Genomic DNA, 26,233 nt, shown 5'->3' with positions numbered 1-26,233 from the left:
GGAGGAACATTCTGAGCCGGATCGCGCTAGTCTTGCGACTTTGGTATCGGGAGATTGTAAGCAGTGTGTTTTTTGGATATGTGGTCTTACAATGCTTGGCTTCCTCCCGGAGTATTAGTAAGGCGCAAATTTGAATAAGCGTTTAGCGTAAGGGGGAAACCAAAAGAAAAAACGAAAAATTAGACTAAAGTAACAAATAAAAATTGCCGATTCTTGAGAAAAGAGGGCATGAAACGATAATAGCACTCTGGCTGTAGCTAGAGAATGCTTTCTGTAATACTATTGCAACCTATATATGAAAGGGGGTTTTATGGAACTTTACCTCATCTAATGATTGTTGGTATTACAATATTCATTGTTTTATTATGGCCCTTTTTAGATTAAAATATTGCTTAGGAATATTATTTGGACTCTTTGTGAGGTGAAATAAGTGGATTTAAAAAAGTGGTTCACCAACAACAAATGGATTTATTTAACCATACTTTATATAATCGCTATGCTTTTCCAATATTCAATAAATCAATGGGGTTTTGTTATAACTCCAGCCGGAATTGGTCTTATTATAGCTTTTTTCACAACTATAATGACCAATTATAAACCAATAAAAAAATTGTTACGTAAAATTAAGTATTTTATTGGATTTTCTATGTTTAAGTGGGAAGCCCAAGCTAACTTTACTATAAAGCGCGATACATTGAAATCCACGTTAGTAGCCGAAGAAGAGAAAATCTTGGAACTTTTATTATCGTCGCTTAAAAAAAATAATGAAAACAGTGATAAAAAAGCTGTGAGGATCTCTTATAGCAAAAACAGAAATTTAATATTAACAATTAAAGATTATGTTATTGACATGGAATTTTCACTAATTGATCTTGATGAAATTGATGATGACGGTGATGAAGTTAGAATACTAAAAATAAATACAATAGCATCACTGCGATATAAAGACAGCAATAAAGCAATAGAAGGGATCCTCCTAGATTTCTATCACCTGTTATGTGAAAAATACGAACCATCATTTGAAAAATATACATTTACTATTGAGCCTGAAAAAGTTGGCCAGGATTACATGAAAAAAATTTTTATTAATGAATATGACGCTGATGAAATAACGGCATTTGAAATTCGAAAAAATAGTCCTCAATTTGATGAATTTGTCACGCAAAAAAATATAAAATTTGCAACAAAAAGGAGAGATCAACTAAAAGGTTTGGTAGAAAGTGCGATATTAAAATTGTCTTAACTAAAATAATGGAGGGGTGCAGTCTTGGCACAGTCTATTAAAATGCACAGAATACAAACGTCTCCCGTAAGTTATCCAGTTGAATCTGAAGAAGTTAGTACTGGGATAAATTCAGTGACATTCAAAACAAAGGTTGAACATATTGGGCAAAGTGAGTATGATAGCAATTTGAAAAAATTAAAAATCTCTCACCAGATTGGGGGAGCTTTCGAAGGGAAGGGTATCCTTGAGGATGGCTCAATTCATAATATTATTGCAACTGCCACCACAGAAGAATTTCCTTGTTTTGTGAAAGATGAATTGTACTTATACACTTCAGGTACTAGAAGAGAGGTTTCCGCCCAGGCATTAAGGAGACTTAGAAGATTTAAAAAACATGACAATCACCTCATTGCTGAAAACATAAAATTAAACTTATTAGACTTTAAAAGCTATCTTGAACATTCCGAAGAAGGCAATATAAAGGGTGGCTGGTTTAGAGGGATGTCGGTAAAGAATGTAGAGGTAGCATACTTAGGCGGTGGAGCTGTTACGGAAAGTGATGATTGGGATCGGTATGAAACTAGTGGTGGAGAAATTTCTGCACTTAGAATTGACTTACCACTAGGAGATTTAGAGGATGAGCCTACTAAAGTTTTATTAACACGGGATGGGAATTGTGTTGTATATAAAAATGTAGGGGAACATGGACTATTAAACATTGCCATACCTCTTTTTAACGCTGCAGAACAATTTATTGAATGAAAAATACATATATTTTTAAGCATCCTTCGGGGTGCTTTTTTATATTCTCTGTAAACCGGGTCCAGTGAATCTCAGAATAGACGATCAGCGGCCAAAGGGTGCCTCTGAGTGTGGGCCCGGTTTAGAAAGAATATATACAAACGCTTTCCCAAACGGGTGGGCGTTTTTTATTTGAGGAGATGATCTGGATGGAATCAAAATGCGAGCATTGCGGCGAGGTTCATGGGGTTTTATTGCGGGAGGAGAAAAGGGCGAATGGTATTGAGATTGGATATATTCAATGCCCCGCCTGCCAGCATAGGGCCGTGTTTTCTGTGACAACTCCACAAATTAGAGAGCTGCAAAAACGTATCAGAAGTGTGAAGAGTCAGTATGACAAAGCCAAGAGGCTAAAGAAATCCGAGCGCCTTTTGACAGAGTATTTCAATTTAAAGGAGCGTATTGGCCTACTTATGCAGCCTTTAGTCGAGCAAGCAAATGAAGAGCTGAACCAATAAGTGTTTGGCACTGAAGGAGGATTATAATGCCGCCTAAGCCATTAAGGGAGTGTAAGGCCCACGGGTGTAAGGCTCTTACCCGAGAGGGCTACTGCCCTGACCATAAGCACGTCAAGCAGGAGGAAACGAAACATTACAACAAACATTCAAGAAACAAAACAATAACAAGTTTTTATAAATCAACAGAATGGAAACGAACAAGAGAACTTGTTTTACTTCGAGACAATCGTCTTTGCCAGCGGTGCTTGAGAGAACACCGTTTCACGCCTGCTGACATGGTTCATCATATTGTGGAGGTTAAGCAGGACTGGTCCAAGCGTTTAGACCTTTCAAATCTTGAAAGTCTCTGCAATGCCTGCCATAACAAGGTTCACGGCGACCGGAGCAAGCCGATCAAGTAGGGATACCCCCCTATGAAAATCCTTGGGAAGCAACCGCCGCGGGAACGGCGCCCCCTCTTCTGCAAACAAACACCGCTTTTCAAAGTTCCCGAAAACAAAAAGAACCCTCCCGGCAAATTCGCCGAGAGGGCTTGATATGACTGGTTTTGTTGTTGCTTTCATCATACCATGAGACTGAGAAAAAACAAGCGCAAAATTGCAATTTTTTTAAGAAATGAGGTGAGAAAACATGCCGAGACCTGCAAAATCCGCAGCCCTTCAATTAATACAGGGCAATCCAAATAAAAAGAATACGAAAGAGCTTGCAGCCAGGGCCAAACACGAAAAAAAGATGAAAATGCGCTCTGAAAATATCAAACCGCCTACCTGGCTGGATAAGGTGGCTAAAAAAGAGTTTAAGCGGATTGCTGCTTTATTATCTGAGGTGGAAATTATGACGGAGGCGGATATCAGCATGTTAGCCGCCTACTGTAATGCGTATTCTCAGTACATCTCTATTTCGAAAATTATTGAAGAAGACGGCATCATGATTCATACAGAGGGTCAAGATGAAAACGGGGAGCCGGTCAAGTTGGTTGGAGAAGAGCATCCCCTCCTGAAACGACAGAAAAACTTCTATGATCAAATGAAATCGGCTGCTAACGATTTCGGGCTCACGCCGTCTGCACGCGCCAAGCTCGCGATCACCAAGACCCAGGAAGAACGGGAGAAGACTTTAGCAGAAAAGGAGTTTAGTAATGTATGAATACAATTAAACAGTTTATGATTGACTACTCGCGTGATGTAATATCGGGCGAGATTGTTGCGTGCGAAAAGCATATATGGGCTTGTCAGCGGTTTTTAAATGATATTAAAAGAGAAGGAACAAGAGAGTTTCCTTACGTGTTTGACGATGAAAAAGCCCGTCGCTTTCTTTACTGGATGACGCAATTCAAACATACAAAAGGGCCATTAGCTGGTGAAAACATAGTTCCAGATCGTATTCAAATCTTTATTTTCGGTAATGTTTATGGCTGGATTCATAAAGATACAGGATACCGCCGTTTTACAAAAGTGTATTGGCAGGTAGGCCGTAAAAATGCAAAGACTCAGAGTCTAGCATGTGTTGCATCCTATGAAGCAATGGCAAACAATGAGAAAATGTCTGAAGTTTATATAGGGGCAACAAAGACGGAGCAGGCTCAAATATGTTGGAAGGAGATAAAAGCCCAAATAGAAGGGTGCGAACTTCTAAACAAACCTGAGCAAAAATACAGGATAGCATACAGTACCATTGAGCACCCAAAAACAAATTCAACCATCAAAGCTTTATCTAAAGATGCAGGAAAGACCGGTGACGGATTTAACCCGCAATGCGGCATAATAGATGAATATCATGCTCATAAAACGTCAGAGATTTACGATATCCTGGAGTCGGGGATGGGCGCAAGAACGCAGCCTATCATGGTTATTATCACGACAGCGGGGCACGAGTTAAACAATCCGGCCTATCGTGTGGAGTATGATTATGTTTCACGTCTTCTCGATCCAAACAAAGTAGAGACAAATGAACAGTATTTTGTCATGGTGAACGAAATAGATAAAGACGATGACATAAAGGATGAAAGGAATTGGATAAAGGCTAATCCGATATTAGCTTCTCATGAAGTTGGGAAAAAATATTTGCGAGATCGTCTTGAAATGGCTCTGGCTGTTCCTGAAAAGATGAGGGATTTCCTGACCAAGAATATGAATGTTTGGGTTAATATGCGCGACGGTGGATACATGGATATGCAGGCTTGGAAGGATTGCGGATCTGATCAGTTCCCTGATTTATCCGGCCGTGAGTGCTATGTTGGGATTGACTTGTCAAAACGAATTGACCTGACAGCTGTTTCGTTTATTTTCCCATTGGATAATGGGAGCTTTGCTGTTGAGAGTCACGGCTTTATGCCTGAAGATACTTTCTATGAGCGTATTAAGACTGATAACGTACCTTATGATCTGTGGAGAAAAAAGAACTGGCTAACCGTTACCGACGGTGCTGTTGTCGATTATGACTATATCAGAACCTATATTAAGAAAATGGAGAAAGAAAAAGGCTGGCGGATAAAAGAAATTGCCTACGATCCGTACAATGCCACACAGTTTGCCCAACAGATGGAGGCAGACGGATATGTGATGATTGAAATTCGGCAGGGTGTAGCCACACTTTCAGAGCCTACGAAAGACTTCCGCGAAAAAGTGAAGGCGAAAAAGATCATCCATAATAAAAACGATCTGCTGACTTGGGCTATGGGGAACGCCGTTACAAAAGTGGATGCCCAGGAAAATATAATGCTGGACAAGTCCAAGTCCACACAACGGATTGACCCGGCAGCTGCACTTATTAATGCACATGTTCGGGCTTCTCAGATTGATACAGCGATCGACTTAAACGCTTATATTCAGTCTGGATCTTTCAGCCTGTAGGGGGTGAGAACTTGAAAGTTTTAAAAGCCTTACAGTTATTTTTAGAAGATATTTTGCTTATTGCAGGCATGGTATTCATTTCAATAGCCATATACCGAATAAACGTAAACGCGGGTTTAATTGCAACCGGTGTTTTTTTATTTTCACTTGCGAGCTTGGCAGGATTTGTTCGTCAAAAAAATAAGGATGAGGGAGGGAAATAGATGCTATTAAGCCGTTTAAAAAGCGGGATAAAAAATGAAATTGCTGAAGAGGATAGCGGCTCCCTTCTTCATCCAGCTACGTGGTTTAGAAATATTTTTGCTGGATCTGAAAGCGCATCTGGTGAAAGGGTATCAACAAAAACGGCCGTTCTTCATCCGGATGTATATGCTTGCGTGATTGTTTTGGCTGATGATATTGCCAAACTACCAATTAAACTTTTTCAGAATCAAAACGGCAACATACAACAGGTTCAAAATAAAGTCAGCGATATCATTCTGAACAAAGTCAATAACTACATGACAAGCTTTGTGTGGAAACGCCTTTTGGTTACGAGATTGTGTACTTGGGGAAACAGCTATAATCTTTTGCTTTTTGATAAAGACGGGAATGTGGCTGGGATCAGACCATTAGACCCTGAAGCGACAAATACGAATATTGATCCAAATAACGGCCGGGTATGGTATTCAACCACACTTGACGGCAAGTACCGTGAATTTTTTTACGAAGAGGTACTGCATTTTAAAAACCTGTCTCTTGACGGAATTGTAGGCCAAACCCCGATTTCAGTTATTCGGGACAATATCGGATCAAATAGAGCTGCGACAAAATTTAACGCGAAATTTTACAAGAATGGCGGCGCACCATTTGGCGTTGTAAAAGCGCCGACCCTTTTAGACCGAAAAAGCAAACAAATTCTTAGGGAAGACTGGGAGCGGGTGAATGCGGGGCAGTCTATTGCAGTTTTAGACGCCGGCCTCGATTATTCACAAGTAACAATGCCTATGAAGGATGCTCAATTTATAGAGTCAATGAAGTGGAATCGTCAGCAGATTGCATCGATTTATAAGGTGCCTCCGCATAAAATAGGTGAGCTGGACAGGGCAACATTTTCAAATATTGAGCAACAATCCTTAGATTATGTCAAAACCACTTTACAGCCAATCGTCACAAATATTGAACAAGAGTTAAACGATAAGGTTTTGACAGAGAAGCAGCGGGGAGCTGGCTATTACTTTAAATTTAACCTGGAATCAGAGCTCCGCGGGGACAGTAAATCACGTGCTGAATTTTATAAAACGATGCAAAGTGTCGGCGCTTTTAGCGTTAATACTATCCTTCAAAAAGAGGACATGACAGGCATCGGAGAGATCGGCGATGAGCATTACGGAAACTTAAACCTTGTTCCCCTTTCAATTATGAAAGAATATCAGCTTAACAAGACGAAGCGGTCTTCAGATCGACTGAAAGGGGGTGATGGCAACGGTACAGAGGAAGAAAAACAAGTATTGGAACATGAAGGTTCTGAATGATTCGACCGCTGAAATCACGCTTTACGGTTCTATTACCGGCGAAGGATGGTTTAGTGAGAGCTCGTCCAAGGCCTTTCAGTCTGAATTGAAAAGTTTAGGTGACGTGAGCTCTATTGATTTGTACATCAATTCGCCCGGCGGGGATGTTTTCGAGGGGCAGGCTATTCATTCGATGCTCCAGCGTCATAAAGCCAAAATCAATGTCTATGTGGATGCGCTGGCCGGAAGTATCGCTTCCGTCATTGCAATGGCCGGTGATAAGATTACGATGCCAAGTAACGCCATGATGATGATTCACAACCCATACATGGGGATGGTCGGGAATGCCGCAGAATTCCGGAAGGCAGCCGATGATCTGGATAAGATTACTGAAAGTATCGTTTCCACATATCTTGCGAAAGCAGGAGACAAACTGGACGACGGGACTTTACGCCAGATGCTGGATGAGGAAACCTGGCTCACCGCCGATGAAGCTTTAAATTATGGCTTGATCGATATGGTTTCAGAATCAAAGGATGTAGCAGCCTGCATTGATCATCAGGTACTGGCACATTTTAAACATGTTCCAGGCAAAATTGTTGCTCAATCTACTGCTGAAAGTCCGGCTGAAGAAACTAAGCCGGATGAATTACTAAAACAAAAGATCAATATGAAACTTGAACTCTTAAATCTTTAAGGGTTCTTTTTTTATGCCACTTTTAAGGAGGACAAGCATTTGAAACAGAAAAAGTTATTGAGACTTGATATTCAATTTTTTGCCGGGGGCGGGATGTCCAAAAAAGAACGAGAATTGCGCCAGACCTTGGCGGAAAAACGTACAAAAATTGAAGCGCTGACCGATGAAGGGAAAATGGACGAAGCCAAAAAACTGCTTGCTGAGGCTCAACAAATTAAAGATCAAATTCAAACATATGAGGATTTACGAAACATGCAGGTTTCATATGCACAAGAAGAGCCGCAGCATGATCCAGAGACAAAGACACCGCAACAGGCAACGGATGATATCGCTGAAACAGAAGTGAAGAATCATGTTCAACTTTTTGCTCACGCCCTTAGAACAGGCAAAGTACCACAGCCTCTTGCCGCGATGAAAGAAGGTGTGGATGAGGACGGCGGGCTTATTGTACCGCAGGATATCTCCACGAAAATAAATGAAAAACGACGTCAATTTGATACGTTGGCAAATCTAGTCGATGTCATTCCGGTATCAACAAACAAAGGGTCAAGGGTTCTTGAAAAACTAGTGGATATCACCCCGTTAGTAAATCTTGAGGAATTAGCAGATATTGAAGAATTAGAGAACCCTAAATTTGAAAACATTAAATATAGCATTAAAGACTATGCAGGGATTTTGGTCCTCTCAAATGATTTACTTGCGGATACTCAAGAGGCGCTTTTGGAGTATCTCTCCAATTGGCTCGCTAAAAAATCGGCTGTAACCCGCAATACATTGATTCTTGAACAATTGGGTTCACTTGCGAAAACGACAATATCGAAACAGGACGACATTAAAGACATTATCAATGTCAAACTTGATCCGGCTATTAATGCCACGACTAAAGTTGTCACGAACCAATCAGGATTTAACGTGTTAGATAAACTGAAAGACGCTTTCGGCCGTTACCTGCTTCAGCCGAACCCTACTGATCCAACTAAAAAATTATTGTTCGGTAAGCCGGTATCCGTCATTTCTGATAAGTATTTGCCAAACGGCGGTACAAAAACGACTCCAAAATATCCATTAATCATTGGAGATCTTAAAGAAGCTGTCAAACTCTTTGATCGTCAGCAATATTCCATTTTAACGACAAATGTCGGTGGTAAAGCATTCTATCGTAACTCTACAGATATGCGAATCATTGAACGTGAGGACGTCGTTCTTTGGGATACTGATGCGGTGGTCTATGCAGAATTTTCATCAATTAAAGATGCCGTTCCTGACAATGAAACTCCAAGCGCTGGTGGCTCAGAAGATAAATCAGTTGACGTTGGAAAATAAAAAATTGAAAAGGATGATGAGATATGGCAGATCAATTTTTAAACCAAAGTAACGGAGTCTATACTTCTGCAGAGGACGACGGTACAGGAAAGCCGGTAACACCGGTTTATTTGAAAGGAAACAGCGAGGATAATCCTTTGTACATTAAGGGAATGCAGGGGGAACCTGGGCCGCAGGGACCTCAAGGGCCAAAAGGGGACAAAGGAGATACCGGCCCGCAAGGTCCACAGGGAGAGCCAGGACCCCAAGGCCCGAAAGGTGACAAAGGCGATCCGGCTGACATTGGAGAGAAAAGTATCCTACATGAAATGCTTGCGGACAAGTCTGTTAGAAGCAACAACATCGGAACCGGCAGTGTCATGCCGGATCACTTTAACAGCGAAGTAAAGGCCATTTTTGAAGACCTACAAAAGCAAATTGATGAGCTCAAAGGCGGCGCATCTAGTTAACGAAAGATAGGTGATGCCCTATGACTGAAACCCAACAAAAAGAGCTTGAAGAGGCGAAAAAATTCCTCCGGGTCGATGGTGATCTGGAGGATGATTTAATTCTTGGGTTTATCGCTTCTGCAAAAGAATACATTACGTCCGCAACGGGCCTGAAATTTCCTAATAATTCAGCTCGCGCAGATTTGTGTGTAAAGGCTTTTGTCACCCACTGGTATGAAAACCGTGAAATAGCTGGCACAACTTCAAACCTTGATGGAGTTCTGACAACGTTGATCAATCAATTAAAATACACAGTTTCGGAGACTGATGCCGATGCTGAATGATATGCGATATCGAATCATGTTTCAAAAGAAAAAAGAAGGCGGCCGTCTCCCTGTGGAAGGTGACTATGAAACGGTCGTTGAATGTTGGGCAAAAGCTGAAGGATTAAAAGGTCGGGAATACTATGCAGCAGCGGCCGTACAAAAAGAACATACAATAAAATTTACGATCCGACACCGTGAGGATATCGACAAACATATGCGGATTCTGTTTCAGAACCAATCATATGAGATCGAATCAATTCTTCCAAACTATTCCCGAAAAAATTTCACCACAATCAGGGCAAAGGCGGTGGAATAATGAAAATCGAAATGGAGATGCAGGGCTTTAAAGAATTAGATTCATATTTATCTTCACTCGCAAGGAAGGACGAAAAAATAAATAAAGCTGCTGTGAAAGCCGGCGGCGCGATTCTTGCGAAGGAAATTAACAAGAATGCTCCCCGTTCCAATATTGGAGGGAGCCATCCCCACATTGATGAAGATATTATAGTCGGTAATCGCACGAGAAAGGACCCTGATGGTGAGATATATGCTGTGGTCGGCCCTACAAAAGATACAAAATACCGTGTCCATTTACCGGAATTCGGTACGATCCATCAACCGGCTAACCCGTTTATTCAGCAGAGTATGAAAAGTGCAAATGATCGAATGCTTGAAGCGATGGTAGCCGTTATCAGGAAAGGGTACAAGCTATGAATGTTGCAGAAAGAGCATTACAACTGAAAAACAGAGTATTTGAAGCGCTGGAAACCGATCCAGCGCTTTTATTGTTGGCCGATCCAGCAAACATTTTTGAACTTGCGGTACCAATTGGGATCAAAAGCAAACCGCCTTATATGGTCGTACAGGAATTGGACTACAGAACTACCAAGTGGGCTGACGGAAAGCCGATCAAGGATAGCGCTGTTTATCAAATTGATGTATACAACGATTCTTCCTGCGATCAGATTTTGGCTGCCGTAGTTGGGGTCATGAATCGATTAGATTTTCAAACAGGAATTTTAATCAATGACTTTTTAAAAGATGAGGGCCTTATCCGGAAAGGTTACCGGTTTGAGGCCAATATTTTACTATAATTGGAGGTTTTAGAATGCCTGAATTTAGTTCCGTTACCGGGTTGGAAGGCGTTAGATTTGCGCCATTAAAAAAGGTGAATGGTCTTTATGTAGCTTCAAAAATTATTGAATATCCCTATGCAATTAACGCGAAAGTTAATACGGAAACATCAACCGAAAAACAATATGCAGACAACAAGTTAGTTGATATGGCGGTCACAACAGGTTCCACAAAGTTGGAGCTTGAAATGCGAGATTTACCGATGGAAATCTTGGCCGAACTATTAGGAATTGAGGAAACAGACGGCCTCTATTTATTTAAGAAAAATATCATTCCGCCGTGGGTTGCTATGTCTTTCTATGGGCCAAAAGCGAACGGCAAGAATCGCCATGTAGGCTTAGTGAAAGGGCGTTTTTCTCTTCCGGATGATGAATGGAAAACAAAAGAAGAAAAGACAGACTTCCAAACAGTCAAACTTTCTGCTGAATTTATGGAGCGCGAACAAGACAACGCCTATAAAGTATTGGCTGATGAGGACGCACCGAATTTCGATTTGGACAAGTTTTATGAAAAGGTGTTTGGTGATGCTTATAAAAATTCTGATTCCGGATCAGATGACAGCTCGAGCGTTGATCTTGGAAAGTAAAACATAAGGAGAAGCCCGCGCGCTTCTCTTTTTTCACATCAAACAAAATAAAGGAGGAGTCAACATGGCTCAAAAGCATATTTCTATTAAATTATGGTTTGAAGATGAACAGAAATTTAAGACATTTATTGCTCCACGTACTAATACAAAAACGCTTCTTGAAGCATTAAGACTAAATGCTGAGGCTGAAAGAACGGCGGACAATCTGGAAAAAAGCATCAAAACATTAGAGAAACAAATGCACTTTATTGTGAAATTGTTCCGCAATCAGTTCACTTATGAGGACTTAGAAGATGGGCTTCAATCTTTTGAAATTGCGAAAGAAATCAGCCGCATTCTTGCTGAGATAACCGGCTATAAAGAGATTGAGGAAGAGGACAAAGATTTTTTGCCGGAGGAACCGGAGATGAATACACATTCGAAAAAGGAATAGAGCAGCTTAATGAGATATACGCCACGCTTTTAAAACAAGGATGGACTATGACCGATATTGATGAAATGGACATTTACCATTACTTGGAGGTTTTAGCGCAAGAAAATAAACCTAAAGTTGTTCCAATTGATCAAGTGTTTTTCTAAGGCGGGTTTAACAGCCGGTCTTTTTTAGTTGAGTTTATGCCAGGGAAGCGGGGTGGATACATATGGCGCAACCTATCGGAAATATGATTATTAAAGTAGGCCTTGATGATACAGGTTTTAACCGAGGAATTGAAGGCTTAAAGCGGCAAATGCGTTTAGCGAATTCGGAAATGAAAGCATCCGGTGCAGTTTATAAAGCTGCGGGCAATCAATCTAAATTTCTCCAATCCCAAGTAGAAGGACTTAATAACAAATACCGCATTCAAGGCCGTTTAGTTGATGAGCATCGAACAAAATACAATAGGTTAGTCAGAGAAAAAGGGCTGGACAACCGAGAAACGCAGATACAAGGCCGCCGGCTGAATGATGCAATTGCCGTTCATCAAAGCCTTGGAAACGAACTGCAACGTGTAACAAGAGAATTTGAAAACACGACAAACAGCACCCGTCGCGCGTCGGGTGTTTTTTCTGTGTTCAGACGAGATTCAGGGAAAGTATCTGAAGGGCTAAACGCTGTTTACCATTCTGCTTCTAAGGTTGGAACAGCCCTTTCGGCTGTTGGTGCGGCTGGGACGCTGGGGATTGGAGTAAGTGTAAAAGCCGCAGCTGACTTTGAAAAAGCTATGAGCCGTGTTGGTGCTTTAGCGAATGCCACAAACGACCAAATGGCTAAACTGACGGAAACGGCGCGGCATTTGGGTGCAACAACTCAGTTTACTGATGGAGAAGTTGCCGAAGGAATGCAGTACCTTGCGATGGCTGGATATAAAACAAATCAAATTATCGGGGCTATGCCTGGTCTTCTCGCAACTGCTGCAGCCGGTCAAACAGACCTTGGAGTTACGGCCGATATCGTTTCTGACATTTTGACTGAATTTCATATCAAGGCTGAAGATACAAACCGTGTTGCGGATGCCATGGCGTATACTTTCACCAATTCAAATGCTACCCTGCAAGAAATCGGGCAAACAATGAAATATGCAGCTCCTGCAGCAAAAACGGCAGGGCTCAGCATGGAAGAATTAGCGGCAGCGACAGGCATTATGGCAAACAGCGGTATTAAGGCTGATATGGCAGGAACAGCTTTGCGAGCTACACTGACCCGTTTATCATCGCCACCAAAACAAGCCGGAAATGCGATTGATGAATTAGGTTTGAAGGTGACCGATTCGACAGGGAAACTGCGGCCACTTGCGGATATTATCGGCCAGATCAATGAGAAAACAAAAGATTATACCGAAACTGAAAAAATTCGAATTGCCAAACAGTTGGCTGGGCAGCACGCTCTTTCTGGTTTTATTACTTTAATGCACGCGGGAAAAGATAAGATTCAAGAATTTACAAGAGAAATTGAAGGTAGTGGCGGCACAGCTGAAAGAGTAGCCAAAAAGCAAATGGACAACCTGGCTGGCTCTATTGAGTATTTGAAATCGGCGTTAAATAACGCTGTTATCACATTGGGGAATCAGTTTCTCCCTGTCATCCGTGCAACCACTGACGGTCTAACCAAATTTGTTACTTGGTTTGATTCATTACCCCCTTCCGTTGCGAGTACCATTGCGATTACTGGCGGTGCAGTCACTGTATTTTCACTCTTAGGTGGCGCGTTCTTACTGTTGCTCGGCTCCTTGCCAAAGATAGCAGCAGGATGGAATATGCTTCGGACTGCCGGCGGATATTTAACGCGGAATGTAAATCAAGCATCAGCCAGTCTTGGCGTTTATTCTACAGAAGCCATTGCAGCGGGCGCAGCTTCCAGGACAGCGGCTGCAGGAATGAACACGACCTCCACGGCGGCGGCTGTAGCGTCTACAAGGATGGAACGTTTTCATCAATCAACCGCAGTCGCAACAACGAGAGTAGGACGGCTTGAGCAGTCATCTAGTAAAAGTACAAGAGCTATGCGGGGACTGGGCGGTGCTTCACGTGTTGCCGGCGTTGGTCTTGGATTGTTTGGCGGGCCAGTTGGTTCAATTGCTGGGCTAATTCTTTCATTTGCTCCTGAGCTCTTAAAATTCGGTGGGAGTATTTTAAAGGTTGGAGCCAATGCAATTAAAGGTGCTGGCGGCTTTATGAAATTAGCAAAAAGCGGTTTTGGCCTATTCAACATTCTCAAAAAAGGAGCAGGAGTTGTCGGCCTTTTACGTGGCGGATTGAGCTTGTTAGGTGGTCCAGTTGGTCTTGCTGTAACAGGAGTGACACTTTTAACCGAAGCTGGAACAAAGTATTATGACAATCTGAAGAAAAGGGTTCTTCCATCGACTATTGACTTTGGTGAGGGAGTATCGAAGTCAACGGCAAAAGCTGTGAATGCTTATGAAGATATGAATATTAAAGTCACAGCAAAACTTGAATATCTCCGTATAACTAATGCCAAAATCACCAAGAAAATAGCGGACGATGTCACAACACAGTTTACAGCGATGGGAGAGTCATTGAAAAATGGATTCCAAACAAGCGCTGATTCAGCGACCAAGGTATTAAAAGAATTTTTTGCTTCTAATGATAAAATGTCAGATAAGGAAGAAGCTAAGATTCTAAATAAAATTGAAGTTGGAAATCACAAGAAACAAAAGAAAATCCAAGGATACGTAGATCGCATTAATGAGATTTATCAAAACGCCGCAAAAGAACATCGTAAGCTTACGGATAAAGAATATGAAGAAGTTACTAACATTCAAGGAAAAATGCTCTCCCAAATGGAGACAGCACTAACCCGAAGCAAAGATGAGCAAACGAAAATCTCTAGAAAGTTGAAAGAAGAGTCTTCAAACCTTTCCGCCCAACAGGCAGCCGCAGTTGTAAGAAATAGTAACAAAGCAAAAGAGAAAACAATTAAAGCTGCTGAGAAGCAGCGCGATGCTGTTATTGACGCTGCTGATGATCAGTATTATGTAAAAGGTACAATTTCAAAGAAAGAGCACGATGACATTGTTGGGAAAGCCAGAAGCCAAGCCAAAAAAACAATTAAAGAAGCAGAAAAGACGCATAAAGGTGTAGTCAAGGAAGCAAAGCTTCAAGCTGCCGGCCATCTTGATCAAGTTGATATTGAGACAGGTGAGATCCTTGATTCATGGGATCATCACCTAATTGATTTAGCTGGGGTAGTCAATAAGATCACCGGCTATATTAATAACGTTTTTGATTTTCTTCATATTCCTACTAAGATTCCGGAATGGAAGCCCAAAGGTTATCAAGATACTTCTAAAATGCAAGTTGCACCTGGTGTCGCTTATGCAAAAGGGACGGACTTTCACCCTGGTGGAAAGGCACTTGTCGGTGAAGAAGGATGGGAGCTGGCCCATACACCAGGCATCGGAACGTATGTTGTCGGTATGGGCGGCCCGCAAATTTGGGATCTCCCACGAGGCACCTCCGTACTACCGCATGACCTGTCAAAAAAATTAGCAGCCACAGGGTTACCAGGATATGCAGGAGGGGTTGGCGACTTTTTCAAAAAAGCGATTGACGGCTCTAAAAAGATGGTCAACGGGGCTGTATCTTTTGGAAAAAGCATCGTGGATAAAGTCGGGGATGTCAGCTCAAGTGCAATGGACTTGATTACAAAGGGTCCTGGCAACTTAATCAAAAAACTATTTAGTGGGCTTATCCCCTACAAAACAGGAAAAGGCATCGACATGTTAGGAACCGGTGTACTTAAGACACTGAAAGACGGGGCAGCTAAATTCCTGAAAGGAGTCATGCCAGAGCCGTCCACATTTAAAGGGACCGGAGGAACGAAAGCCGTAAACCAATGGGTGACAGAGGCTGTTGGTATAGCAGGGGTGCCACTTTCATGGATTCCAGGGCTTGTGACCATCGCCATGAAGGAAAGCGGCGGAAATCCAAATGCTATCAACTTATGGGATTCCAATGCGAAAGCCGGCCATCCCTCACAGGGTTTGATGCAAACGATTCCGAGCACTTTTAACGCCAATAAGTTTCCTGGACATAATAACATTTTGAATCCGATAGATAATACGTTGGCTGCAATAAACTATATCAAGCGCAGATATGGAGACATTAGCAATCATCCAGGCTTAAAATCAATGGCCCGAGGTGGCGGCTATGTTGGTTATGCAAAAGGTGGTATCTCACCTGGACGGGGTGGCTCAAAATGGGCCATCTTAAATGAACGAGGGTATGATGAAACGACCATCACGGAAGATCCTTCATACAGGGAGCGTAATATTGGTCTATGGGCTCGTATCGGTAGCAAGCTTGGCATACTTCCGGATTTACAGGATGGGATGATTTCAAAAGCACTTCTCCTGCTTCAAAAAGTTTCGGCAAAGCCTGAACAGGAGCCACCACCACCTAATGATTTTTCTGTAGACATCAGCCGTGTTGTAAAGAATCAAGAAAAACAAATCAGTATGATGGCAAAGCAGATTGATTTTCTAAATAAAAATGTGCAGCTCTTGCAGCAACTTTTACTAAAAGACAACAACACATATCTTGATGGCAGAAAAATTGACCAATCAGCCGGGGATCGGTTTACTCGAACTTCATTCATAAACGGGGTGAGATAGTGAAATTATTCCTTGATTACGATAATGGTCTTGGGGAGCAGAGCTTAAAAAGCCTGCTTCCTTTTTTTGAACCTTTAAGCTTCACACCTGAAGCGCCGGGGATTGATCGTGAAACGGTTAGTATACCCAGAATAAACGGAGTTGTCCTTCCGCAGCATCCTCGGGATGTCACATATACAGAACGAAAAATAACCGTTGAATTTTATTTGAATTCAGTCATCGCTGAAAACTTTTATCAATTTAGGCGGGAACTTTACGCGCTTTTAGTCAAGCCGTTCCCCTATTATATCTCGACCGATTTATTGCCGAATCTTCGTTTTCGTGTAACTTGTGATGGGAATTTTAGTATTCCAAAAGAAAAGGAGAAAAACTTTGTAACGTTCACAGTTGAATTTAATAACATCACTGGACTGGCAGAATCCAAATTCACTTCCCTGACAAAGCAAAATTTTGACGGAGAACATTGGAGTCCGGGAATGAATATTCAAATGCGTGATGATCTGGAATACAGGTTCAAAAATCGAAAGAGGTTTCAGGTTTATAACACTGGGGACGCCTATATCAATCCTCTGGAACATGACTACAATGTGACCTTGCGGGCTTCAGGTAAAAACGTGACGATCATCAACCATACAAATGGGGAGAGGCTGAAAATTGAACAGGAGTTGAAAAAATCACAGCCTGTCACTTTTATCAAACAGTATACCGTGATCAATGATAAGCCGGTTAAAACCTCCGGTAGGCTCCCGGGGCTTGATATAGGGAGCAATGATTTTGAAATACAGAATACCGATGATTTTGAAATCACTTTCGATACACGTTTTTATTACGCATAAGGAGTAAGTACAATGGCAAATTCAGATTTTATAAAAGAAATTGCACCAGACGCCCAAAGAGTCTATAAAAAGTATGATATTCTCGCGTCTCTCATTATTGCTCAGGCCTGTTTAGAGAGCGCATGGGGGACAAGCGTGCTCGCTCAGAAAGGAAAAAATCTATTCGGAATTAAGGGGACTTATAACGGGCAATATGTTCTCATGTGGACGACTGAATACGATCGGAAAGGGAATGCGACCCGGGTACAAGCCAAATTCCGCAAGTACCCATCCTGGTATGCTTCTCTGCAAGATTTAGCCAAACTTTATGTTAACGGAACAAGCTGGGATCCCAACCATTATAAAGCCATAGTAGGTGAAAAAGATTACAAGAAAGCGACAGCAGCCCTTGTAAAAGCCGGTTATGCAACTGATCCGGCTTATGCAACGAAATTAAACAATCTAATTGAAACGTATAATCTTACACAATATGATTCTGTGGACGGCATTCCTGATGATCCTGATCAACCTGACACACCGATACCGGAGCCGGAATTTCCGAGTAAGGAGTATGACGGGAAAGATATAACACTCAATCAGAATCTGCCGACAGATGTTGATTTTCCACAGTTGCATGTCTCATCAAAAGATGGAAAAAAAGTTGTGGAAATAACGGGTGTTTCCGTTGATCTGACGGACGATACGACAGGTAAGAAGAGTTTTACCTTCACGATCACAAAAACGCAGGAGAACGGCACAGAATTCGATTTATTGGTAAACGACAATATACTTTATCTGGATGAGAAAAAATTCAATCATCAAAAATACTATATTACGGATGTAGAGGTAAGACAGGAAAATAACATCCTTACAAAAACCGTCACGGCAGCTCATATTTTTTCTGTTCTACTGATCAATAATTACGTGAATGATACCGTAACAAAGAAATTAAAGCTTAGAGAAGCGCTGGACATTGCCTTGAAAGATACAGATTTCAAATATATTTTGGAGGCGCCAGAGAGCGAGTTTCCAAGCGCTGATCAGGAGAATTTTGGCGATAAAAACTCTACTGAATTGATGGATGAAATTATTGAAGATTATGGGCTTGAAATAGATGTCGATAACTATAAAATCCATGTCTATAAAAAAATGGGGAACCGAATCGATTTTACACTAGATTCCCGTTATAACATGCCCGGCATTACAATTAAAACAAGTTCTCAAAATAGTACCACACGTGCCTGGGGGTACGGTGCCTTAAAAGAAGGCAGCAATAGTACTGACAAGAATCCAAAATATGAATTTGAGCCTATTTTATATGTTCATCCTGATGAAGATAAATTCTTAATTGAAGGAAAGCCGCGGTGGGCTGAACCGATAAAAGATGAAACAATAAAAAAATCCAGTCGCATGGTTTCAGCACTGAAGAAGCATGTGAATCCATATCCGGAAATGACGGTAGAAGCTGATTTCCAAAAAATCTATGAGCCGAAGCTTTTAGAGATCGAGCAAGATTTTTGGAAAGGCGACACAATCCATGTCCTGGCTGATACGGCGGATGGTATCACATTTGAAGATGATGTGAGACTTGTGTCCATCCAGTACAACCCTTTGAACCCATACAGCAGTCCCAAATTGACGTTTGCGAACTTCCGCAAAGATATCCAAAGCATAAATGTGGATCAAGCGAAAAGGCTTAGAGATCAAAAACGATATATTGACCAGCTTTTCAAAACGCTCAGGTAGGCGTTTTTTTATTTTGTCAAAAAGGGAGTGATGAACATGTTGCGGCTGATTAAGCACTATAATAAAACCCGTAATTCACTTTATGAATCCCAGCTAAGTGAAGATATGCAAACCATAGAAAATGCGTTGAATGATCACGACTATAATTTGAAAAGACATGAGTCTTCCAGAGCCGCCCACACGTCGGAACAAATCGACCATGGCGGCTTCACTGTTGGAAACCGTCTGAAAAATTTATCAGCTCGCTTTGCCAACTTGGTCACAAATCACGATGGTTCAGATGTCAAAGAGGTTGTGGATGCCCGGGTAACAACTGACGGAGAAATTGCTCAAACATTGAAAGATCGTCTGGACTTAGAATTTAATAGACTCGCACAAAAAATAAATCGCACTGTGTATGTTGATGACTTTGGAGCCGTTCCGGACGGAAAAACCGACAGCACCGAGGCTTTCAAAAAGGCTTTAGGGAATGGCAGGGTGCGGATTGAGTTAAGTGCCGGTACTTATATTGTGAAAGGCATCAAGCTCCCATCCTGGACGTACTTGAATGGAAAGGGAAAAGGTATCACGACCATCAAGCTTCATGAGGATACGCCCGCCAGTGAATGGGTGATTACAAATGCAGACTATGATAAGGGAAACAGAAATATTTTTGTGCAGGGGATGTCGCTTGATTGGAATCCGAATAGACAAGGCGGAGTTCGGGCGACTGGCGGGCAACATTCAAGCTGCTTAACACTTGCCAATGTGAAATATGGCTGGGTGAAAGATGTTGAGGCGATAAACCCAGGACTGCACGGTTTTGATATTACAGCTCCTACTTATGATCATTTGCCAACAACCGATTATACGAAGAACGGGAGCCGTTATATATGGCTAGACAATTGCGTTGCCTATGGATACGGGGATGATGGGATTACCACACATTACAGCGAATATATTTTCATCTCCAATTCACATTGTGTTTATCCAAGCGGCAAAGCTCATAAACAGGGGGAGTCCAATTCCAACGGTATTGAAATTGACGACGGTTCAAAGCACGCCTGGATACTGAATTGCTATTCTGAGGGAAATGTCAGGGGCGTGGAGGTTAAAGCTCATGCCAAATGGCCGGCTGCTCAAAATGTCCATGTTATCGGTCATGTGTCTTATCGTGATGTGCGGTCATACGATATCCGTCACATCGGCCATCATTTAGCATCTGACCCTGAAAGTACGACAGCTTACGGTGTCACAATAACGGATTGTACGGCGATAGAACCGGTATTTAATTCCTTGTATAAGGACCTTTCACCGCGTGCGCTTGTCATTTCTGCCTATAAAAATGTCGTGGTCAACGGCTTTACAGCTATCGGTGATCCCTCATACGATTATAAAAACTATCCAGCTATCGCACTGCAATATCGCAGCCGAAACATCTCACTCAATGGGATTCAAGTGCGTGGGTTTAAAAAAGCTGAAGCGGATATTCGTCTTTTTGGTGGCAACCAGCGGACTGATAATGTCAACATTTCAAACTTCACGTTCTATAAATCTGCTAAAAGCGGCATTGTGATTGGCGGGAAAGTATATAACGTTAATATCAACAATGGAATCATGACAGGGGACAAGGGTGCTTACGGTATCACCTCACCAAACAGCCAAGCCAATATTGTGGGTGTTTATGCGGAGGGTTATGATTACGCGGCAATGATTAAAGGTCAAAAGTATAAATATGTGCCAAACAACTTAAAAGGCGGGACGAGGGTTGCCACAACTTCAGGATATGCGACCTCAGAGACCGGTTTTATTGCGGCTTCTTCCGGTGATCCTGTTGCTTCCGGAGAGGCTTCATCTGTCATTGGATCAACCGGCGGATGTAAGGCACAAGGTACGCGGAATGTGGTGATCGGTTCTTCTGATAGATCGACCGCAACGAAAGACGGAAGCCGGTCTGTCATTGGATCATCAAATAATGTCAGGATTGAGGGGGATGGAGTATCTCGAACAATTTTATCCTCACAAGCTGTCATAAACAATAAGAGCTATACGGTGGCGCTTGGATACGGCACCGGGAGTCCATCGGCTTCAAATAAAAAGGTAGAGCTAAATGCAAAGGCTGGAAATGTTTTAGGTACCGGTCGTATTGAAAGTGTATCTGACTTAAAGGACTTGGCTGAATACTTTGAATCCAAAGACGGCAGCAAGATTGATTCCGGTTACCTGGTAACGTTGGATGGTGATAAAATCCGGAAAGCAGAAAAAGGTGAAAAGGTTTTAGGCGTTATTTCTGAGACGGCTGGCGTCATTATGGGCGGCGCAGCTTTTTATTGGAATGATCGCTATTTAAGAAATGAGTTCGGCGGGATCATCTATGAAGAAATCGACGTTGAATCAGAAGACAAAGACGGTAATGTGGTGATTCAAAAAGAACTCATTCCGAAAGAAAACCCATATTACGATCCGGATGTAGAATATATTCCGCGGGAAGAGCGGGACGAGTGGCATGTTGTGGGGCTGGTCGGCCAGGTCTATGTCAGGATTGATGATACGGTCCAGGCAGGAGACAGCATCGTGCCCACAGGGGGAATTGGCACTAAATCAGAAGACGGAACAGGCTTTTATGTGATGCGTATCAAGCAGCCTTACTCTCATCAAAAAGGATATGGTGTCGCCCTGGTCTTTATGTATCCGCAGCTGTAAAGGAGGCTCATTGATGATTTATAAACAAGGTGGTCTATCACTTGATATAAACGCGCGGAAATCGAGCGCACAATCAACCAATATCCAATTTTTCACCCAGGATACGGGCAGCGCAAAGCTGTCCTTTTCTTTTACAAAAGACGGCGTTCCATTGCCCCTTTCGGCCGTAGATGCCAAAATTGTCCTTCTGTATGCGGATGATTCGTTTTATAAACGCAGCCTGACGCTGACAGACAAGGTAAACGGGAAAGCAGAATATGTTTTGTCTGACGAAGAACTCAAGCATTACGGCGAAGTTAAGGCCGAAATCAAGCTTTATTATGCGAATGGTCAGGCGCTTGCAACGGTCTTTTTTACCTTCCACATCGAGAAAACTCTCGAAGATCAAAATATCGTGCCTGTTGCGGAGTATTATATTGACGATTTTGAAACGCTCCGGGCTGGCATTAACAAAACTGTGGCGGAGATCAGCCAAGCTCTTGAAGAGATCAAAGCAAAATTTGCGGAGTTTGAAAATATTGAAACAAAAGACGGGGCGACGGAAAAGGCGAATAAGGCTGAATCGAATGCAAAGGAATACACTGACAAAGCTATAGCGAGCGCGAAAGAATACACGGACACTCATGCCAAGAACACGGATATTCATATCACGGCAGCGGAGCGGGATAAATGGAATAAGGCGGAGTCCCGGACTGAGTCTCATATCAATAATCAGTCGAACCCTCATCAAGTAACGACAAAGCAGGTTACACTTATTAATGATTCAGCATTTCAAGATGCTTCTTATGAGGGAGATAATTACCCTGATGGAATCTCAACTTTTCCGCTATTAGTTAATGAAGCCACAGGATACCCGAGTTCTTATGGCGGTATTTTAAATGTGAAATCAACTCAATACCGGTTTGCTCAGGTTTTCTTTCCAGCGGGAAATTTGAAAGACCCGAGAATTTACATTCGTCATTGGTATCATAGTCTAGGTTGGACTGATTTTGTCATGATTCCAACTTCAAATGATCTAAAGCCTGCCTGGACTGAAGTTCCTTTAAAAAACGGTGCGAAACATGGGGCCAGAAAAGTTATGTGTGCGGTGGTTGGCGGTTTTCTTTGTTTAAAAGGCGAGGTAATCACCAATAGAGGTGTGATTTTTGGCACGCTCCCAGCTTCTTATAGACCTGACCAGCTCCGCAGCAGACTTGTTCCTATATTCGGTACAACAGGGATGACAAAATTGTATATCGAAACAAACGGAAATATGAGGCTGGAGGGGCAAATCGCTGATAAGTCTGAGAACATAACTTCATATGGTTTGGACGAAATTATTCCCCTGTAGGAGAGATAAGTCATGAAAAACATTTTTAAATATGACAAAGAGACGTTCTTGTTGATTGATAATGATATCATTCAGCCTGATGATCAAGGGAACTATGAAATTCCGGATGGATGGACAGACATTCCATTTGACCCGGGTTTATATCTTCCGAAGTTTTTTCCGGACGAAAAGGTGTGGAAGGAGACGGCTACAAAAGAGTACATTGAAAACTTGCTGCCTCCGGAGCCTGAAGCGAGTGAAATTGAGCTACTAAAAAAGCAAAACGCTTTACTCTCTTATCAATTGGCCCGTCTTCAAAAAGAAGTTGCATCATTGAAAGGTGATGGTTCCTCATGATGTATCCAGACTTTGCGGCTATTAAGCAGTTTTATGATTGGGGTTGTTATGATGATGACTCAATCATGAGAGATTACGTAGATTGGGGGCATATTACCCCGGCAGAATATGAAAAAATAACAGGCCGGAGCTATGACAAACCCGCCGTCTGTGTGGATTTAGGAATGACAAGCGCCCGATAAGGGTGTTTTTATTTTGCCTCAAAGGAGGTGAAAACGATGTGAGAACAGGAGGATTAGGGGACATGACGCAACCGAATGATTATGATGTTTTACAAAAAGAAATCGCAGAAATTAAAGCAGATCAAAAAACACAAGATCAGCGGATTACTACTCTCGAAAGAACAACTGACCGTCATGATCAGCAAATCATTTCTATCAATGAAAAGCTGAACAAGATCGAGGAAAACACAACTTGGATCAAGCGCAGCATCACCGGCGCGATCATTACAGCGGTCAGCACCGGCATCATCGGCGGCGCAATCGCTGTTTTTTATAATCTACTGCAGAAATAAGGAGGAAAACACAATATGAAAAACTTTGACAAAGGCACGGTCGTCCGGACGGTGCTTCTTTTTATTGCATTGGTAAACCAGACATTGATCATGTTCGGAAAAGCAGCTTTGCCGATTAGTGAGGACCAGGTTAATACGTTGGCCGATGCTTTGTATGTGGCCGGCTCCACGATTTTTACAATTGTCACGACGTTGGTCGCTTGGTATAAAAACAACTATGTCACCGGTAAAGGTAAGCAGCAAAAAGAAGTTCTAAAACAAAAAGGATTAACAAAATGAGGTTGCCAGCTGGCAGCCTTTTTTATTTAAAACAAAATTGGAGGGGTTCAAATGGTTAAAGTCGTAAAAAACTTTGTGAAAGTCAATCAGTATACCCGGCCGGGTCTGAAAATGTCGGGAGTGAAAGGCATTGTCATGCACTGGACGGCTACTCCCGGCGCGTCCGCACTGAATGAGCGGAATTATTTCAATGGCACGTGTATCGCTGATAAACGTTACGCGTCATCCCATTATTTTGTGGATCGAAAAGAAGCGCAATTGATTATTCCAGAAAATGAAGTCGCCTATCACGCCCATGATCAAAACCGCTGTTACGTCAGTTTTTTAAAGCCAAACGCCAATACAAAGGCGATCGGTGTTGAAATGTGTGTTGAAAAAAACGGGCAGATTCACAGCGAGACCGTTCAAAATGCTGCTGAATTGGTCGCTGATCTGTGCAAGCGTTACGGCCTTTCTACAGATAAGATTGTGCGGCATTATGATGTGACAAATAAAAGCTGTCCGACTCCCTGGGTGAGGGATGCAAGCCAGCTGGCAACTTTCAGGAAAAAAGTCGATGCCCTGCTTGGAAATAAAACTGTGTCAAAGACAACATCATCCACGAGCCAGTCAAGCAAATCCACAGGGACCATTCTGAAAAAAGGATCGTCCGGTTCCCAGGTCAAGGCGCTGCAGAAACGTTTGATTGCCGCTGGCTTCTCTCTGCCGAAATATGGGGCAGATGGGTCTTACGGAGATGAAACGGTGCAGGCCATCAAAGCTCTGCAAAAGAAAGCCGGTATCACGGTGGATGGAATTTACGGACCGGCTACCGAAAAGGCCCTTGCAGCCATTGAAGCGAAAAAGAAAAAGCCTTCCTCAAGCGGCAAAAAATCATCCTATCCGCTGCCGTCTGGCATCTATAAGGTAAAAAGCCCACTGATGAAAGGGACGGCCGTCCGGCAGATTCAGGAGGCTTTAGCTACCCTCTATTTCTATCCAGACAAAGGAGCAAAAAATAACGGCATAGATGGCTATTACGGGCCGAAAACGGCGAACGCGGTCAAACGGTTCCAGATGATGCACGGGCTGTCTGCGGATGGAATTTACGGTCCTAAAACGAAGGCGAAACTTGAAGCTCTGTTGAAGTGATGAAGAAATGCTGAAAAAAATCCAAGAAATTGATGAAAAAATAGTTGTTATTGAAGAGCGAACTAAAAAAATAGACAGCTTGCCAACAAAAAATGAAATGCAAAGTTGTATTTCTGAAACATTAAAAACCCTATTGAAAAAGCCCTGTCCTTAAACGGTTCCAGCTGATGTACGGGTTTTCTACCGAAGGTATTTACGGACCTAAAACTAAAGCGAAACTTGAAGCGTTGTTGAAGTAATATAAAAAGGCCCTCTATAAAAAGAGGGCTAACTGTTATACGTTACTGTCCAATTCCCATACTGTCTGATCATCTACTAAAATTTTCTTCGGCGGATCATCATAAAGAGATATCTCAACCAAAGTGTTTTTCTCTTCAACTAACCAATTATATAAACTGTCTTTTTCGTTATTGGTAGGAAGGGAAATAATATTGTTTACTCTAATTACAGCTGCATCATATTCTATAAAATTGATATCGTCATCATCTAAACCGTTGTCTGTTTCAAAGACTGTGTCTAGCTCGGCAATGACTTTCAATCCACTTTCCCATTCTATTTTCATATCATCATTTTCATAATTTATTAATGTGTCTATTAGAGAATCATATCCCATAATCATTCATCCTCTTTTTTGTTTTTTTAGGGTCTGGAAGGTACTATATGAGCACCGTTTTTACTATAATGTATAATACCGTTAGTAGTATCTTCGTATTTATCAGTTTTCTTATTGTAGTATTTTCCTATAACTTGACCGAAATTAACTCTTTCCCTATTTTCATTTTTCAAAATAGTTCCTGTTCCTGCATACTTATCAAGTAATTCTTGTGCTTTTTTATTATCGCCGTTAAAGATACTTTTGTTTTTCCCGTTGGCAACTTCTTGTTTATAATTTGGTGTTCCAGGAATATGTTTTTCTTGAGCTCCTGGTTTTACTTTTGCAGGGAAACCATGCACTTCGCGATACGG

At 42.0% G+C, this 26,233-nt stretch carries 30 protein-coding genes and 2 pseudogenes; 30 read left to right on the top strand and 2 right to left on the bottom strand.

Features of this window, described 5'->3' with window-relative positions; genetic code table 11:
- The first annotated feature begins 430 nt into the window (after positions 1-430).
- The 30 genes and pseudogenes from QMZ64_RS21640 to QMZ64_RS21495 form a co-directional block, all read left to right on the top strand.
- The gene (locus tag QMZ64_RS21640; protein ID WP_145689587.1) at positions 431-1,243 is read left to right on the top strand and encodes a hypothetical protein; all 813 of its coding nucleotides are present in this window, start codon (positions 431-433) and stop codon (positions 1,241-1,243) included.
- A 24-nt stretch (positions 1,244-1,267) separates the two neighbouring features.
- The gene (locus tag QMZ64_RS21635) at positions 1,268-1,987 is read left to right on the top strand and encodes a hypothetical protein (protein WP_145689585.1); all 720 of its coding nucleotides are present in this window, start codon (positions 1,268-1,270) and stop codon (positions 1,985-1,987) included.
- A 188-nt stretch (positions 1,988-2,175) separates the two neighbouring features.
- On the top strand, positions 2,176-2,484 hold the full coding sequence (locus QMZ64_RS21630; protein WP_301441573.1) for a hypothetical protein: 309 nt from the start codon (positions 2,176-2,178) through the stop codon (positions 2,482-2,484).
- A gap of 26 nt (positions 2,485-2,510) precedes the next feature.
- Positions 2,511-2,885 (top strand): HNH endonuclease, encoded by a 375-nt coding sequence (locus tag QMZ64_RS21625; RefSeq protein WP_145689581.1) that lies wholly within the window; start codon positions 2,511-2,513, stop codon positions 2,883-2,885.
- Positions 2,886-3,114: 229 nt separating this feature from the next.
- The gene (locus QMZ64_RS21620; protein ID WP_301441572.1) at positions 3,115-3,630 is read left to right on the top strand and encodes a phage terminase small subunit P27 family; all 516 of its coding nucleotides are present in this window, start codon (positions 3,115-3,117) and stop codon (positions 3,628-3,630) included.
- Positions 3,627-5,336, top strand: coding sequence for a terminase large subunit (locus QMZ64_RS21615; protein WP_301441571.1), 1,710 nt, complete (start codon positions 3,627-3,629; stop codon positions 5,334-5,336). Before QMZ64_RS21620 ends, QMZ64_RS21615 begins: the two co-directional genes overlap by 4 nt.
- Positions 5,337-5,347: 11 nt before the next feature.
- Positions 5,348-5,539 (top strand): DUF1056 family protein, encoded by a 192-nt coding sequence (locus tag QMZ64_RS21610; protein ID WP_048353720.1) that lies wholly within the window; start codon positions 5,348-5,350, stop codon positions 5,537-5,539.
- Entirely contained in the window at positions 5,540-6,850 is a 1,311-nt protein-coding gene (locus QMZ64_RS21605; RefSeq protein ID WP_301441570.1) for a phage portal protein, read from the top strand.
- Positions 6,795-7,526, top strand: coding sequence for a head maturation protease, ClpP-related (locus QMZ64_RS21600; RefSeq protein WP_097366419.1), 732 nt, complete (start codon positions 6,795-6,797; stop codon positions 7,524-7,526). The genes QMZ64_RS21605 and QMZ64_RS21600 overlap by 56 nt, the downstream gene beginning before the upstream one ends.
- 39 nt (positions 7,527-7,565) lie before the next feature.
- Positions 7,566-8,849 carry a phage major capsid protein gene (locus QMZ64_RS21595; RefSeq protein ID WP_301441569.1) on the top strand — a complete coding sequence of 428 codons (1,284 nt, stop codon included), beginning with the start codon at positions 7,566-7,568 and terminating at the stop codon, positions 8,847-8,849.
- 23 nt (positions 8,850-8,872) lie between these two features.
- Positions 8,873-9,298 carry a collagen-like protein gene (locus tag QMZ64_RS21590; RefSeq protein ID WP_254001774.1) on the top strand — a complete coding sequence of 142 codons (426 nt, stop codon included), beginning with the start codon at positions 8,873-8,875 and terminating at the stop codon, positions 9,296-9,298.
- Positions 9,299-9,318: 20 nt separating this feature from the next.
- Positions 9,319-9,621, top strand: a complete 303-nt coding sequence (locus QMZ64_RS21585; RefSeq protein ID WP_003185351.1) for a head-tail connector protein — start codon at positions 9,319-9,321, stop codon at positions 9,619-9,621.
- Positions 9,611-9,919, top strand: coding sequence for a phage head closure protein (locus QMZ64_RS21580; protein ID WP_065643429.1), 309 nt, complete (start codon positions 9,611-9,613; stop codon positions 9,917-9,919). The genes QMZ64_RS21585 and QMZ64_RS21580 overlap by 11 nt, the downstream gene beginning before the upstream one ends.
- On the top strand, positions 9,919-10,317 hold the full coding sequence (locus QMZ64_RS21575) for an HK97-gp10 family putative phage morphogenesis protein (protein WP_195257950.1): 399 nt from the start codon (positions 9,919-9,921) through the stop codon (positions 10,315-10,317). Before QMZ64_RS21580 ends, QMZ64_RS21575 begins: the two co-directional genes overlap by 1 nt.
- Complete coding sequence (locus tag QMZ64_RS21570) at positions 10,314-10,697, top strand: hypothetical protein (protein ID WP_301441568.1); 384 nt, start codon at positions 10,314-10,316, stop codon at positions 10,695-10,697. The genes QMZ64_RS21575 and QMZ64_RS21570 overlap by 4 nt, the downstream gene beginning before the upstream one ends.
- Before the next feature lie 14 nt (positions 10,698-10,711).
- Positions 10,712-11,323 carry a major tail protein gene (locus QMZ64_RS21565; protein WP_301441567.1) on the top strand — a complete coding sequence of 204 codons (612 nt, stop codon included), beginning with the start codon at positions 10,712-10,714 and terminating at the stop codon, positions 11,321-11,323.
- Between the two features lie 64 nt (positions 11,324-11,387).
- Positions 11,388-11,756, top strand: coding sequence for a phage tail assembly chaperone G (gpG, locus tag QMZ64_RS21560; protein WP_073425521.1), 369 nt, complete (start codon positions 11,388-11,390; stop codon positions 11,754-11,756).
- A gap of 208 nt (positions 11,757-11,964) precedes the next feature.
- Entirely contained in the window at positions 11,965-16,434 is a 4,470-nt protein-coding gene (locus tag QMZ64_RS21555; RefSeq protein ID WP_301441566.1) for a phage tail tape measure protein, read from the top strand.
- A complete protein-coding gene (locus QMZ64_RS21550; RefSeq protein WP_301441565.1) occupies positions 16,434-17,270 on the top strand; it encodes a phage tail family protein in 837 nt (278 codons plus the stop codon). The genes QMZ64_RS21555 and QMZ64_RS21550 overlap by 1 nt, the downstream gene beginning before the upstream one ends.
- 12 nt (positions 17,271-17,282) lie before the next feature.
- Complete coding sequence (locus QMZ64_RS21545; protein ID WP_301441564.1) at positions 17,283-18,995, top strand: phage tail protein; 1,713 nt, start codon at positions 17,283-17,285, stop codon at positions 18,993-18,995.
- Between the two features lie 36 nt (positions 18,996-19,031).
- The gene (locus tag QMZ64_RS21540; protein WP_301441563.1) at positions 19,032-21,677 is read left to right on the top strand and encodes a peptidase G2 autoproteolytic cleavage domain-containing protein; all 2,646 of its coding nucleotides are present in this window, start codon (positions 19,032-19,034) and stop codon (positions 21,675-21,677) included.
- 13 nt (positions 21,678-21,690) lie between these two features.
- Positions 21,691-23,007 (top strand): phage baseplate upper protein, encoded by a 1,317-nt coding sequence (locus tag QMZ64_RS21535; protein ID WP_301441562.1) that lies wholly within the window; start codon positions 21,691-21,693, stop codon positions 23,005-23,007.
- 12 nt (positions 23,008-23,019) lie between these two features.
- On the top strand, positions 23,020-23,343 hold the full coding sequence (locus QMZ64_RS21530) for a hypothetical protein (RefSeq protein ID WP_301441561.1): 324 nt from the start codon (positions 23,020-23,022) through the stop codon (positions 23,341-23,343).
- A complete protein-coding gene (locus tag QMZ64_RS21525) occupies positions 23,340-23,525 on the top strand; it encodes an XkdX family protein (RefSeq protein ID WP_301441560.1) in 186 nt (61 codons plus the stop codon). Before QMZ64_RS21530 ends, QMZ64_RS21525 begins: the two co-directional genes overlap by 4 nt.
- Positions 23,526-23,587: 62 nt before the next feature.
- A complete protein-coding gene (locus tag QMZ64_RS21520) occupies positions 23,588-23,857 on the top strand; it encodes a hemolysin XhlA family protein (RefSeq protein WP_003185322.1) in 270 nt (89 codons plus the stop codon).
- A 15-nt stretch (positions 23,858-23,872) separates the two neighbouring features.
- Positions 23,873-24,136 (top strand): phage holin, encoded by a 264-nt coding sequence (locus tag QMZ64_RS21515; RefSeq protein WP_080627005.1) that lies wholly within the window; start codon positions 23,873-23,875, stop codon positions 24,134-24,136.
- Between the two features lie 51 nt (positions 24,137-24,187).
- A pseudogene (locus QMZ64_RS23420) lies at positions 24,188-24,634 on the top strand (peptidoglycan recognition protein family protein); the annotation flags it as partial.
- Complete coding sequence (locus QMZ64_RS23415; RefSeq protein WP_483298508.1) at positions 24,620-25,267, top strand: peptidoglycan-binding domain-containing protein; 648 nt, start codon at positions 24,620-24,622, stop codon at positions 25,265-25,267. The pseudogene QMZ64_RS23420 and the gene QMZ64_RS23415, both read left to right, overlap by 15 nt.
- Positions 25,268-25,274: 7 nt before the next feature.
- Entirely contained in the window at positions 25,275-25,421 is a 147-nt protein-coding gene (locus QMZ64_RS21500; RefSeq protein ID WP_153915857.1) for a hypothetical protein, read from the top strand.
- Positions 25,417-25,506, top strand: a pseudogene (locus QMZ64_RS21495) (peptidoglycan binding domain-containing protein); the annotation flags it as partial. The gene QMZ64_RS21500 and the pseudogene QMZ64_RS21495, both read left to right, overlap by 5 nt.
- Before the next feature lie 35 nt (positions 25,507-25,541).
- Here the strand turns inward: QMZ64_RS21495 and QMZ64_RS21490 are convergent.
- Complete coding sequence (locus QMZ64_RS21490) at positions 25,542-25,880, bottom strand: hypothetical protein (RefSeq protein ID WP_301441559.1); 339 nt, start codon at positions 25,878-25,880, stop codon at positions 25,542-25,544.
- Positions 25,881-25,906: 26 nt separating this feature from the next.
- A partial coding sequence (locus QMZ64_RS21485) for a polymorphic toxin type 50 domain-containing protein (protein ID WP_301441558.1) occupies positions 25,907-26,233 on the bottom strand: 327 nt, incomplete at its 5' end.

Origin of the sequence: Bacillus sp. LB7 (assembly GCF_030449715.1) — a bacterium.
Lineage (GTDB): Bacteria > Bacillota > Bacilli > Bacillales > Bacillaceae > Bacillus > Bacillus paralicheniformis.
Note: the sequence above shows the minus strand (reverse complement) of the source record. Positions and strands in the feature narration are given on the sequence as shown.